The organism is Pseudomonas sp. JUb42 (assembly GCF_024807945.1).
GTDB lineage: Bacteria > Pseudomonadota > Gammaproteobacteria > Pseudomonadales > Pseudomonadaceae > Aquipseudomonas.
The window spans coordinates 28,056-40,531 of sequence record NZ_JANUFD010000011.1 but is presented as its reverse complement, the minus strand read 5'-3'; the positions used below and the strand labels follow the sequence as shown (position 1 = coordinate 40,531).

Below are 12,476 nucleotides of genomic sequence, written 5' to 3'. Positions count from 1 at the left end.
AGGAGCACCCACATGCATGACTTGCAAATGGACGAACTGAAGGCCACGGATGAAAACGCCGCCATGGTGCTGCTGGTCGACGACCAGGCCATGATCGGAGAAGCCGTGCGCCGCGGGCTGGCCAACGAAGAGAATATCGACTTTCACTTCTGCGCCGATCCGCATCAGGCCATTGCCCAGGCCATCGAGATCAAGCCCACGGTGATTCTTCAGGATCTGGTGATGCCGGGTCTGGACGGCCTGACCCTGGTGCGCGAATACCGCAACAACCCGATCACCCGGGATATCCCGATCATCGTGTTGTCGACCAAGGAAGATCCGCTGATCAAGAGTGCGGCCTTTGCTGCAGGCGCCAACGATTACCTGGTCAAGCTGCCGGACAATATCGAGCTGGTCGCGCGTATCCGCTATCACTCGCGCTCCTACATGACCCTGCTGCAACGTGACGAAGCGTACCGCGCGCTGCGGGTCAGCCAGCAACAGTTGCTCGACACCAATCTGGTGCTGCAACGCCTGATGAACTCCGACGGCCTGACCGGCCTGTCCAACCGTCGCCACTTCGATGAGTACCTGGAGCTGGAATGGCGCCGGGCCACCCGTGAGCAGAGCGAACTGTCGCTGCTGATGATCGACGTGGACTTCTTCAAGGCCTACAACGACAGCTTCGGCCATCTCGAAGGCGATGAAGCACTGCGCCAGGTGGCCAAGGCCATCCGTGCCAGCTGCGCCCGTCCGTCGGACCTGCCAGCGCGTTATGGTGGCGAAGAGTTCGCCCTGGTGCTGCCCAGTACCACCCCTGGCGGCGCTCGCCTGCTGGCGGAAAAGCTGCGCCAGACTGTGGCCGCCATGAACATCCCGCACATCGCACCGGCACCGGGCTCGCACCTGACCGTGAGCATCGGCGTGGCCACCGTGACCCCGGGCGTGGGCAGCAACAGCCGCCAGTTGATCCAGGAAGCCGACAAGGGCCTGTATCAAGCCAAGCACAACGGGCGTAACCGGGTGTCGGTGGGCCAATAATCGGGGCCGGCTTCTGGTCCCGACGGGCTGCCATGCATCAGCCCGGTAGGGTATACTCGTCGGCTTTGTAATTTTCGCCTGCGAGTGCTGCCCACCATGGAAATCAACCCGATCCTAAACAGCATCAAGGACCTGTCCGAGCGCTCCGAAACCATTCGGGGGTATCTTTGACTACGATCACAAACATGATCGTCTGACCGAAGTAAACCGCGAGCTCGAAGATCCAAGCGTCTGGAACAACCCCGAATACGCACAGAACCTGGGCCGCGAGCGTGCCTTGCTGGCGCAGATCGTCGAGACCCTGGACGAAATGTCCACCGGCCTGGTCGATGCCAAGGACCTGCTGCTGATGTCCGCCGAAGAAGAAGACCAGGCTGCCGTCGATGACGTCGCGGCTGAAGTCGAGCGTCTGCGCGAGGCACTGGAAAAGCTGGAGTTCCGCCGCATGTTCAGTGGCGACATGGACCCCAACAACGCTTACCTGGATATCCAGGCAGGTTCCGGCGGCACCGAAGCCCAGGACTGGGCCAACATCCTGCTGCGCATGTACCTGCGCTGGGCCGACAAGCGCGGCTTCGATGCGACCATCATGGAACTGTCCGCCGGTGAAGTCGCCGGGATCAAGGGCGCCACCGTGCATATCAAGGGTGAGTACGCCTTTGGCTGGCTACGCACTGAAATCGGCGTGCACCGTCTGGTACGCAAGAGCCCGTTCGACTCCGGCAATCGTCGCCACACCTCGTTCTCGGCCGTGTTCGTTTCGCCGGAAATCGATGACAACATCGAAATCGACATCAATCCGTCGGACCTGCGCATCGATACCTACCGCTCCTCCGGTGCCGGTGGTCAGCACGTAAACACCACTGACTCGGCGGTACGTATCACCCACGTTCCGACCAACACCGTGGTCAGCTGCCAGAACGAACGTTCCCAGCACGCTAACAAAGACACCGCGATGAAGATGTTGCGCGCGCGTCTGTATGAGCAGGAAGTGCAGAAGCGCAACGCCGCTTCCCAGGCACTGGAAGACACCAAGTCCGATATTGGCTGGGGTCATCAGATCCGCTCCTACGTGCTTGATGCCTCGCGCATCAAGGACCTGCGTACCAACATCGAACGCAGTGACTGCGACAAGGTGCTCGACGGCGACCTCGACGAATACCTGATCGCCAGCCTCAAGCAAGGGCTTTAAATACTGCATGGCGGGCCGTTCGCAAGACGAGCCCGCGATCCCCTGCCGACTGCCGGGGGCAACGAACCTGTGATGGAAAATCTAAAGACATGAGCGACCAACAACTCGACCCGCAAGCCCTGCAACAGGAAGAAAATACCCTGATCGCCCTGCGCAAGGAGAAGCTTGCTGCCGAGCGCACCAAGGGTCAGGCCTTCCCCAACGACTTCCGCCGCGACAGCTACTGCAATGACCTGCAGAAGCAGTACGTGGACAAGACCAAGGAAGAACTGGCTGAGGCAGCGATCCCGGTCAAGGTTGCAGGTCGCATCATGCTCAACCGTGGCTCGTTCATGGTGATTCAGGACATGACCGGTCGCATCCAGGTCTACGTCAATCGCAAAACCCTGTCCGAAGAAACCCTGGCTGCGGTCAAGACCTGGGACCTGGGCGACATCATTGCCGCCGAAGGCACCCTGGCCCGTTCCGGCAAGGGCGACCTGTACGTCGAAATGACCAGCGTGCGCCTGCTGACCAAGTCGCTGCGCCCGCTGCCGGACAAGCACCACGGCCTGACCGACACCGAACAGCGCTATCGCCAGCGCTACGTCGACCTGATCGTCAACGAAGAAGTGCGCGAGACCTTCCGCGTGCGTTCGCAAGTCATCGCCCATATCCGCAGCTTCCTGATGAAGCGTGACTTCCTGGAAGTGGAAACGCCGATGTTGCAGACCATTCCTGGCGGCGCTGCGGCCAAGCCGTTCGAGACTCACCACAATGCCCTGGACATGGAAATGTTCCTGCGCATCGCGCCTGAGCTGTACCTCAAGCGCTTGGTGGTCGGCGGTTTCGAGAAGGTCTTCGAGATCAACCGCAACTTCCGAAACGAAGGTGTTTCGACTCGCCACAACCCCGAGTTCACCATGCTTGAGTTCTATCAGGCGTACGCGGACTACGAAGACAACATGGACCTGACCGAGGAACTGTTCCGCGAGCTGGCCCAGCTGGTACTTGGCAGCACCGACGTCCCGTACGGCGACAAGGTGTTCCATTTCGGCGAGCCGTTCGTGCGCCTGTCGGTGTTCGACTCGATCCTCAAGTACAACCCGGACCTGACTGCCGACGACCTCAACGACATCGACAAGGCCCGTGCCATCGCCAAGAAAGCCGGCGCCAAGGTGCTGGGCTTCGAAGGCCTGGGCAAATTGCAGGTAATGATTTTCGAAGAGCTGGTCGAGCACAAGCTGGAACAGCCGCACTTCATTACCCAGTACCCGTTCGAAGTCTCGCCGCTGGCCCGTCGCAACGATGACAACCCGAATGTCACCGACCGTTTCGAGCTGTTCATCGGCGGCCGTGAAATCGCCAACGCCTACTCCGAGCTGAACGACGCGGAAGACCAGGCCGAGCGCTTCATGGCCCAGGTGGCCGACAAGGACGCCGGTGATGACGAAGCCATGCACTACGACGCCGACTTCGTTCGCGCCCTGGAATACGGCATGCCGCCAACGGCGGGCGAGGGCATCGGTATCGACCGCCTGGTCATGCTGCTGACCAACTCGCCATCGATTCGTGACGTCATCCTGTTCCCGCACATGCGGCCACAGGCGTAAGACAAGAAAGCCGCCCGCGCAGGGCGGCTTTTTTTTGTCTGCAGGAATGAATCCTATAACGCCGCGTCATCCGTAGGTGGCCTCATTCCAATTCAGATAGCTGTGTTTGATTTAAAAAAAGGAACCCCCGTCGTGACCCCCACGATCGCTCAGAATGGCGCCGCCGGTATCGCTACCGCTGTCGCCAACAGCGTCCGTTACCAGGGCCGCAAGGCCAGTCGGCAAGGCAGCGAGCAACGTCGCCAGGACATTCTCGACGCCACGATGCGCATCGTCATTCGTGACGGCGTGCGTGCCGTGCGTCACCGGGCCGTCGCTGCCGAGGCCAATGTACCGTTGTCCGCGACCACTTATTACTTCAAGGACATCGACGCGCTGCTCACCGACGCCTTCTCCCGTTACGTCGAGCGCAGCGCGGCCTATATGGCCCGGCTGTGGAGCAATACCGAAGTCATCCTGCGCGAAATGGTCGCCCGCAGCGATGGCAGCGCCGGTGCCCGTGCCGTTCTGGCCGATCAAATTGCCGTGATGGCCCACGACTATATTCGCCATCAGTCATTGATTCGTCGTGATCAGTTGATCGCCGAGCATGCCTTCCATCACGAAGCGCTGATCAACCCCAAACTGGCCGAACTGGTCGCGTCCCATCAGCAGATTCTGTTGCAGGGTACCTGCCAGTTTCTGCAGGTGATTGGCTCTGCCCAACCATCGCAGGACGCGCAAGTGTTGACGGCGATTATCCGGCGGATGGAGTATCAAGGCCTGTTGCATGGCCCGCAGCCGGAAGCGGATGCTGAAATACTCGCTATTCTCACTCGCCAGATGCGTCTGGTTTTGGGGACTGCCGCCTAGGAGATTGCGCTGTGTCGCTGACACTGCACCATCACACAGCACACACTGTGGGACCGGCTTTAGCCGGGAATGCGCCTTCCCGGCTAAAGCCGGTGCCACTGATGCCATTGATTGATATGGCTACGGGGTGTCTCAAGAATCTATGGCGCGTAGCGGTGGTCCTGATACTTCTGACATTGAGCGGCTGCCTCGTCACCTTCACCGGCACCATCCCCGCCCATGACATCGCCCCTTCAGCGTTGCTCGGCACCTGGGCCAGCAAAAATGCCTGGGGTGAGCCTCTGGAACTGGAGATCAGCCGCGTGGGTGAAGGGCGTTACAGGGCCGTCAGCTACCGCAAGGGCGACCGCAAGAACCGTGACGAATACAGCATGACCGTGGCCGAGCATCACGGGCGCTGGTATCTGTCGACCGAGCTGCCGGACAAGTACGGTGGACATTTCATCATGGGTGGTTTCGAACTGATCGAAAATGACCAATTGGTGGTCTACAGCCTCGATCCGCAGCGCTTCAAACAATGGGTCGAGCAGAAGGCTCTCAGCGGCCAGAAGCTGGAAACCGACAAGGGTGAGGTATTGTTGATCGACAGCCCCCTGGAGCAGGTTTTCGGCTACCTCGACGACCCGGCCAATTCCGATGTTTTCCTCGATGCCGCGCATTACCAGCGCGTGCCCAAGTAGGGCGATACAGCTGACCAACCAAGGAGTAGCGGGTGGACGATTACCAACAGACTATTCGAGCCTTGTCAGACCGCATCGTGCAGGCGCAGACCCCGATCCGGGTACTGGATGCGGTGAAGTGGGATGACAGCATCCGCAAGGACTTCCTTGCCGCCAAGGGCAAGGCCATGCCCAAGGTGGACCGGGCCTATTACGAAGGCCGGCCGCTGGCCTTCGATTCGACGGCGGTGAAGCTGGAGTTCCAGAATATCGAGCGCGATATCACCCGGCGCCTTGGCCAGTTCAGCCCGGTGGGGCAGATCATGCGGCGCATGTGCAAGGAATACCGCATGGTGATCCGCATGCTCGAAGCCCGTGGCACGGCGGATTTCGGCCTGATTTCCCAGGAGCTGTACGGCGCGGCATCCGATGCCTTCCACGCCGGTGATCCGACCCTGGCCGACCTAGGCATGATGCTCTCCGACTATCTGAACAATATTGCCGGGCGCGGCGATCTCAAGGACGAACCCAAGACCCTCACCGCCAAGGATGCCGTGGCGATGCTGCAAAGCCGCCTGAACAAGGTGTTCGGCGAGGCCGAGGAAACCATTCGGGTGTTCGAGTCCGACGGTATCGTCGCCGATGCGGCGGCGGGTGCGGACTACATCAAGATTCGTTCCGATGCGATGTTCAACGAGCGCGACGTACGCGCGTTGGAAGTCCATGAAGGTCTGGTCCATGTGGGCACTACGCTCAACGGTCAGAACCAGCCGATCTGCACCTTCCTTGCCAAGGGCCCGCCTTCGTCGACGGTGACCCAGGAAGGGCTGGCGATTCTCATGGAAGTCATCGGCTTTGCCTCCTACCCCAGCCGCCTGCGCAAGCTGACCAACCGCACCCGCGCCATTCATATGGCCGAGGAGGGCGCGGACTTTCTGCAAGTCTTCGAGTTCTACCGCGAGCAGGGTTTCGGCATGCCGGAAAGTTACGGTAATGCCAGTCGGGTTTTCCGTGGGTCGGTGCCGGACGGTCTGCCATTCACCAAAGACTTGTCCTACCTCAAGGGTTTCATCATGGTTTACAACTATATTCAGCTCGCCGTGCGCAAAGGCAAGCTGGAGCAGGTGCCGCTGCTGTTCTGCGGCAAGACCACCCTGGAAGACATGCGGACCCTGCGCCAACTGGTGGACGAAGGCTTGGTGGTGCCGCCCAAATACCTGCCGGACCAGTTCCGCGACATGAATGCCCTGTCGGCCTGGATGTGTTTCTCCAACTTCCTCAACCACCTGAGCCTGGATCGGATCGAAGCGGATTATTCCAATATTCTCTAGGCAGGCGTTTTGTCTGTCGTGTTGGGGGAGGCGAACTCTGTGGGAGCGAATTCATTCGCGAATAGGCCATTACATCTGACCCATTTGCATGGCCTGAAATACCGCTTTCGCGAATGAATTCGCTCCCACGGAGTACCTGCAAATAGCTCCCCCCCGGTTTAACGAGGAAAAGCGCGTTTGAAACCAATCATCCTGCTGATACTGCTGGCCCTGAGTGGTTGCAGTTCGATGCTGTTCTACCCCGAGCCGGGCTTGCCGTTCACCCCGGAAAAGGCCCATCTGCAATACCGTGATATCACCCTGACCGCCGCCGATGGCACGCATCTGCATGCCTGGTGGCTGCCCGCCAAGGAAGGTGTGGCGGTCAAGGGCACGGTGCTGCATCTGCACGGCAATGGCGGCAACCTGGCCTGGCATCTGGGCGGCAGTTGGTGGTTACCGGAGCAGGGTTATCAGGTTCTGCTGCTGGACTATCGCGGCTATGGTCTGTCCGAAGGCGAGCCAAGCCTGCCGGCGATCTATCAGGATATCGATGCCGCCTTCAGCTGGATCGACAAGGCCCCCGAAACCCAAGGCAAACCCCTGGTGGTGTTGGGGCAAAGCATCGGCGGCGCCCTGGCGGTGCACTATCTGGCCGAGCACTCGCAGCAGCGTCAACGACTCAAGGCACTCGTGCTCGACGGCACTCCGGCAAGTTATCGCGACGTCGCCCGTTACACACTGGGTACGTCCTGGCTGACCTGGACCTTGCAGACCCCGCTGTCCTGGCTGATTCCCGACGGTGACAGCGCAATCAACGGCATGGCGCAGTTGCAGGGTACGCCGCTGCTGTTGTTCCAGAGCATGGACGACACTCAGGTGCCAATGGGCAATGGCATTGCCCTGTATAAAGCGGCGCCCCTGCCGCGGGTCCTGCAGCTGACCCGGGGCGCACATGTGCAGACCTTCGCCGACCCTACCTGGCGCCAGGTGATGCTGCGTTATCTCGATGACCCGCAGCATTTCAACGGCCTGCGCCGCCTGGGCGAGATTCCCAATTACCCCGATCCGATTTCGCAATCGAACAAGCCTGAGACCCCGCAATGACTGAAGAACGTAACGCCATCCCGATGGTTATCACGGGTATCTGCACCATCATCGGCACCGTAGGTGCCCTGTGGTACTACGGCTACCTGCACTTCGCCAAGCCGGAGGATGCGCTGCTGCTCAACCAGTTCACCATGCTCATGGCCGCACCGGGGGAGGAATACAAGATCGCCATTGAGCCTGCCGTGGAAGTGGCCCAGTGCATTGATGGCGTGCTGGTGCTGTTCAATACCGAGAAGAAAGGCTTGTCAGGTGTGCTGATCAACGACAAGAAGCAGGCTGTGCGCTGCGCGGGGGAGGAGACGCCGAAGAAGGTGTTGCCGTAGGGGAGGGGAGGATTCTGTAGGAGCCAATTCCTGTGGGAGCGAATTGTGGGAGCGAATTCGCTCCCACAAAATTATCCATGCAGCGCGCCTCCAGTTGTGCCGGGGGCGCAGCATTTTTTAATGCAGCGAAGACCGCGGCGCCACCGGTTGGTTATCGTTGGAAATGGTCACTTCCACCCGACGATTCTGCGCACGCCCCGAGTTGCTGGTGTTGTCGGCAACCGGGTATTCCTTGCCATAACCCTGAGCGACGATACGGGCCGGGTCGACGCCCATGCGCACCAGTGCCATGCGTACGGAGTCAGCACGACGTTCGGACAGCGACTGGTTATAGCTGGCTGAACCGGTGCTATCGGTATAACCCTCGACGATCACCTTGCGGTCCGGGTTCTGCTGAAGGAACTGGGCCAGGGAATTGACGTTGGTCAGGCCGTTGGGCTTGAGCTCGGCGCGGTTGTAGTCGAACAGCACGTCACCGAAAGTCACCAGGGTGCCGCGTTCGGTCTGCTTGGCGTTGAGGCTGTTCTTCAGCGCGGCGATTTGCGCGTCACGGGCATCCAGACGGGCCTGGGCGCGTTGGGCGGCGGCGTTTTTCAGGTCTTCTTCAGCCGAGCGCAGGGTAATGGTCTGCTTGGCCAGCTCTACGCGCTGGTTGGTCAGGTAGGCCATCTGATTGATCTTGGCTTCATTCTCATGATTGCGGTAGGCGGCGTCGGTCTTGTCCAGCCAGTCGCTGGCGTCCTTGGTTTCCAGGGCGGCGACCTTGGTTGCCTGAGGATTGCTTTGCAGCGCGGTGTAGTTGGCGCGGGCCTGTTCCAGATTCTGGTTGGGCGGCGTCGCACAAGCAGCCAGACCAACACTCAGGGCCAGCAGGGCAGGGATCATCAATTGCTTACGCATAATATTCGTCCTTCAAATCGATAGTGAATGCATGAAAGCGGCAAGGAACACGGCGGCTTATTGCGCCGGTTGCACCTGACGCATGCTTTCTTCACGCAGTTCATTGACGCCCTGGCGCGCGTCGTCCAACGCTTTCTGCGCCTTGGCTGCCTGGGACTTGCGCTCGGCTACCCGGGCATCCCATTCGGCTTGTTCGGACAGGCGACGGGCCTCGTCATATTTCTGATCGTGCATGGCCACTTCAGCCTGCTTGAATTTGTCCTGGGCCGATTTCATTTCCACGGCGGCGTATTCCGGGCCACCGGCGCTGACCGCGCTGTTCACGGCAGATTGGGTCACGGCGTACTGCTCGGTCGGCGGATTGCCTGCGCAACCGGCGAGAACGAAACTGGCGCCCACCGCCAACGCGGCCAGCTTGAGCCCGCGAAGGCGTGAGTACGTGGATTTGGCTGTGCTGGTAGTCATGGTGGTCAACTCCATTGTGTTGCTCCCGAAAACTCGATTTTCCATGACCGGGGTAAGAAGGTTCCCTGTCATGGTTATTGGCTGGGACCTGCCACGTTTTTGAATAGTTCAGAGTTATTTCCCACTAACCAGTCAGCTTTTTATTCCGTTTCATACTTTTGACGTTGGTCTTTTGACGCGCTTTTCGCCGACCTTGATTACCGTTGCGCACTTGTATCTGCCCGGCGCTCTGGTCATTCTGGAAGGCGATTTGCTGATCTGTTCGTCCATCGACAACAAGGAAAAAGGGACCATGGCCGATATCGATGTGCGCTTGCGTGAAGACGTCCACCTGCTCGGCGAACTGCTGGGCAACACCATCCGCGAGCAACGCGGCGCGGATTTTCTGGAGACCATCGAGCGCATCCGCAAGGGCGCCAAGGCCGGTCGGCGCGGTTCGGCGGCGGGCACCGAGCAACTGAGCGCCAGCCTCGACGGCTTGAGCGAGGATGAGCTGCTGCCGGTGGCGCGGGCGTTCAACCAGTTCCTCAACCTGGCCAATATCGCCGAGCAATATCAGTTGATTCGCCGTCGCGAAGAGTCTCAGGAACAGCCATTCGAATCGGTGATCCTGCCGCAGTTACTGGACCGTCTGAAAGCCGCAGGCCAGGCGCCGGAAGCCCTGGCCCGGCAGTTGGGCAAACTGGAAATCGAACTGGTGCTGACCGCGCATCCCACCGAAGTGGCGCGCCGCACCCTGATCCAGAAATACGACGCCATTGCCGCGCAACTGGCCGCCCTCGACCACCGTGACCTGAGCAGCGCCGAGCGCGAACAGATCACCCAGCGCCTGCAACGGCTGATCGCCGAAGCCTGGCACACCGAAGAAATTCGCCGCACTCGGCCCACGCCGGTGGACGAAGCCAAGTGGGGCTTTGCGGTGATCGAGCATTCCCTGTGGCAGGCCGTGCCCAATTATCTGCGCAAGGCCGACCTGGCCCTGCATGCCGCCACCGGCTTGCATCTGCCCCTGGAAGCCGCACCCATCCGCTTTGCTTCGTGGATGGGCGGTGACCGTGATGGCAACCCCAACGTCACCGCTGCCGTGACCCGTGAAGTCCTGTTACTGGCGCGCTGGATGGCCGCCGACCTGTACCTGCGCGATGTCGATCAACTGGCCGCCGAGCTGTCCATGCAACAGGCCAGCGCTGAATTGCAGGCTGCAGTCGGCGAAAGCGCCGAGCCTTACCGCGCCGTACTCAAGCAGCTGCGCGAGCGCCTGCGCGCCACCCGTAACTGGGCACACAGCTCGTTGAGCAGCACGCAACCGGCGCCGGAAGCCGTGTTGCACAGCAATCGCGAACTGCTGGAACCGTTGCAGCTGTGTTATCGCTCCCTGCATGAATGTGGCATGGGTGTGATTGCCGACGGGCCGCTGCTCGACTGCCTGCGTCGGGCGGTGACCTTCGGCCTGTTCCTCGTGCGCCTGGATGTGCGCCAGGACTCCACCCGCCATCGTTCGGCCCTGACCGAGATCACCGACTACCTCGGCCTGGGTCGTTACGAAGACTGGGACGAGCAGGCGCGGATCGATTTTCTCCTGCGCGAACTGAATAACCGGCGGCCATTGCTGCCCAGCCATTTCAAACCGGCGGCGGATACCGCTGAAGTACTGGCGACCTGCCGTGAAGTGGCCATGGCGCCGCAAGCGTCTCTCGGCTCCTACGTGATCTCCATGGCCGGTGCCGCCTCGGATGTACTGGCCGTGCAATTGCTGCTCAAGGAAGCCGGGCTGCTGCGGCCGATGCGCGTGGTGCCGCTGTTCGAGACCCTGGCCGACCTGGATAACGCCGGGCCGGTGATCGAGCAACTGCTGAGCCTGCCGGGTTATCGCGCGCGCCTGCATGGCCCGCAGGAAGTGATGATCGGCTATTCCGACTCGGCCAAGGATGCCGGCACGACGGCGGCGGCCTGGGCGCAGTACCGGGCCCAGGAAAAGCTGGTGGATATCTGCCGCGCGCAACAGGTCGAATTGCTGTTGTTCCATGGTCGCGGCGGCACCGTGGGCCGTGGCGGCGGCCCGGCTCATGCGGCGATTCTGTCGCAGCCGCCGGGTTCGGTGGCCGGGCGTTTCCGCACCACCGAGCAGGGCGAGATGATCCGCTTCAAGTTCGGCCTGCCGGATATCGCCGAGCAGAACCTCAACCTGTATCTGGCTGCGGTTTTGGAGGCGACTCTGCAACCGCCGCCACTGCCCGAGCCTGCCTGGCGCGCAATGATGGATCAGCTGGCGGCCGATGGCGTCAGTGCCTACCGCGCGGTGGTGCGGGAGAACCCCGAGTTCGTCGAGTATTTCCGCCAGGCCACTCCGGAACAGGAACTGGGCCGTCTGCCGTTGGGCAGTCGTCCGGCCAAGCGACGTGAGGGCGGGGTGGAAAGCCTGCGGGCGATTCCGTGGATCTTCGCCTGGACCCAGACCCGCCTGATGCTGCCTGCCTGGCTCGGCTGGGAGTCGGCCCTTAGCCGCGCGCTGGAGCGGGGCGAGGGCGATTTGCTGGGGCAGATGCGTGAACAGTGGCCGTTTTTTCGCACCCGTATCGACATGTTGGAGATGGTCCTGGCCAAGGCTGACAGCGATATTGCGCAGATGTACGACGAACGTCTGGTGGAGCCTGGGCTGCGTCATCTGGGCGCGCATTTGCGCGACCTATTGTCGCAGGCGTGCCAAGTGGTACTGGGCCTGACAGGGCAGAAGCAGCTGTTGGCCCACAGCCGGGCTACCCTGGATTTCATCAGCCTGCGCAATATCTACCTGGATCCGCTGCATTTGCTTCAGGCCGAACTGCTGGCCCGTTCACGAACTCGCGAGGCGCGTCTGGACAGCCCGTTGGAACAGGCTTTACTGGTGTCTGTTGCGGGGATCGCTGCCGGATTGCGCAACACCGGTTGAGTCGATTTTCCGACTATTGTCGGGCAAGGTGCGCCAAGGCCTTGTCCGGCAAGGGTTGGCTAATCGCCAAAAATCTGGCGGGGCAGGGCGTCGCAGGTTAATCCACTACCTTATAGCTGCTATT

General features: G+C 60.9%; 11 protein-coding genes. 9 read left to right on the top strand and 2 right to left on the bottom strand.

Going from position 1 to position 12,476, the window contains the following annotated elements; translation table 11 throughout:
- The first annotated feature begins 12 nt into the window (after positions 1–12).
- The 8 genes from M2401_RS21275 to M2401_RS21240 all read left to right on the top strand — a co-directional run bounded on the left by M2401_RS21275 (position 13) and on the right by M2401_RS21240 (position 8,058).
- Complete coding sequence (locus tag M2401_RS21275) at positions 13–1,020, top strand: PleD family two-component system response regulator (RefSeq protein WP_259105809.1); 1,008 nt, start codon at positions 13–15, stop codon at positions 1,018–1,020.
- Positions 1,021–1,116: 96 nt separating this feature from the next.
- Positions 1,117–2,212, top strand: a protein-coding gene (gene prfB, locus M2401_RS21270; protein ID WP_259105808.1) for a peptide chain release factor 2 whose coding sequence is annotated in 2 segments (ribosomal slippage) — positions 1,117–1,188 and positions 1,190–2,212 — 1,095 coding nt in all. Because the reading frame shifts where the segments join, the coding sequence is not laid out codon by codon here.
- 89 nt (positions 2,213–2,301) lie between these two features.
- Positions 2,302–3,804: a lysine--tRNA ligase gene (gene lysS / locus M2401_RS21265; RefSeq protein ID WP_259105807.1), complete on the top strand. Its 1,503-nt coding sequence runs from the start codon at positions 2,302–2,304 to the stop codon at positions 3,802–3,804.
- A gap of 84 nt (positions 3,805–3,888) precedes the next feature.
- A complete protein-coding gene (locus tag M2401_RS21260) occupies positions 3,889–4,656 on the top strand; it encodes a TetR/AcrR family transcriptional regulator (protein WP_409033964.1) in 768 nt (255 codons plus the stop codon).
- Positions 4,657–4,757: 101 nt separating this feature from the next.
- Positions 4,758–5,336: a hypothetical protein gene (locus tag M2401_RS21255; RefSeq protein WP_259105805.1), complete on the top strand. Its 579-nt coding sequence runs from the start codon at positions 4,758–4,760 to the stop codon at positions 5,334–5,336.
- Positions 5,337–5,368: 32 nt separating this feature from the next.
- Positions 5,369–6,646, top strand: coding sequence for a flavohemoglobin expression-modulating QEGLA motif protein (locus tag M2401_RS21250; protein ID WP_259105804.1), 1,278 nt, complete (start codon positions 5,369–5,371; stop codon positions 6,644–6,646).
- 228 nt (positions 6,647–6,874) lie between these two features.
- Positions 6,875–7,732 carry an alpha/beta hydrolase gene (locus tag M2401_RS21245; protein WP_409033963.1) on the top strand — a complete coding sequence of 286 codons (858 nt, stop codon included), beginning with the start codon at positions 6,875–6,877 and terminating at the stop codon, positions 7,730–7,732.
- Positions 7,729–8,058, top strand: a complete 330-nt coding sequence (locus M2401_RS21240; RefSeq protein ID WP_259105802.1) for a hypothetical protein — start codon at positions 7,729–7,731, stop codon at positions 8,056–8,058. The genes M2401_RS21245 and M2401_RS21240 overlap by 4 nt, the downstream gene beginning before the upstream one ends.
- 117 nt (positions 8,059–8,175) lie before the next feature.
- On the opposite strand, the gene M2401_RS21235 is transcribed toward M2401_RS21240, so the two are convergent.
- Entirely contained in the window at positions 8,176–8,958 is a 783-nt protein-coding gene (locus M2401_RS21235; protein WP_259105801.1) for an OmpA family protein, read from the bottom strand.
- 57 nt (positions 8,959–9,015) lie between these two features.
- On the bottom strand, positions 9,016–9,438 hold the full coding sequence (locus M2401_RS21230) for a DUF4398 domain-containing protein (protein WP_259105800.1): 423 nt from the start codon (positions 9,436–9,438) through the stop codon (positions 9,016–9,018).
- A gap of 277 nt (positions 9,439–9,715) precedes the next feature.
- Between M2401_RS21230 and ppc the strand changes: the two genes are divergently transcribed.
- Entirely contained in the window at positions 9,716–12,352 is a 2,637-nt protein-coding gene (ppc, locus tag M2401_RS21225; protein WP_259106006.1) for a phosphoenolpyruvate carboxylase, read from the top strand.
- The last annotated feature ends 124 nt before the right edge of the window (positions 12,353–12,476 follow it).

Coding starts and splice junctions, on each gene's coding strand:
- M2401_RS21275 (WP_259105809.1), top strand. CDS start 13: ATGCATGACTTGCAAATGGACGAACTGAAGGCCACGGATGAAAACGCC.
- lysS (WP_259105807.1), top strand. CDS start 2,302: ATGAGCGACCAACAACTCGACCCGCAAGCCCTGCAACAGGAAGAAAAT.
- M2401_RS21255 (WP_259105805.1), top strand. CDS start 4,758: ATGCCATTGATTGATATGGCTACGGGGTGTCTCAAGAATCTATGGCGC.
- M2401_RS21245 (WP_409033963.1), top strand. CDS start 6,875: ATGCTGTTCTACCCCGAGCCGGGCTTGCCGTTCACCCCGGAAAAGGCC.
- M2401_RS21240 (WP_259105802.1), top strand. CDS start 7,729: ATGACTGAAGAACGTAACGCCATCCCGATGGTTATCACGGGTATCTGC.
- M2401_RS21235 (WP_259105801.1), bottom strand. CDS start 8,958: ATGCGTAAGCAATTGATGATCCCTGCCCTGCTGGCCCTGAGTGTTGGT.
- M2401_RS21230 (WP_259105800.1), bottom strand. CDS start 9,438: ATGGAGTTGACCACCATGACTACCAGCACAGCCAAATCCACGTACTCA.
- ppc (WP_259106006.1), top strand. CDS start 9,716: ATGGCCGATATCGATGTGCGCTTGCGTGAAGACGTCCACCTGCTCGGC.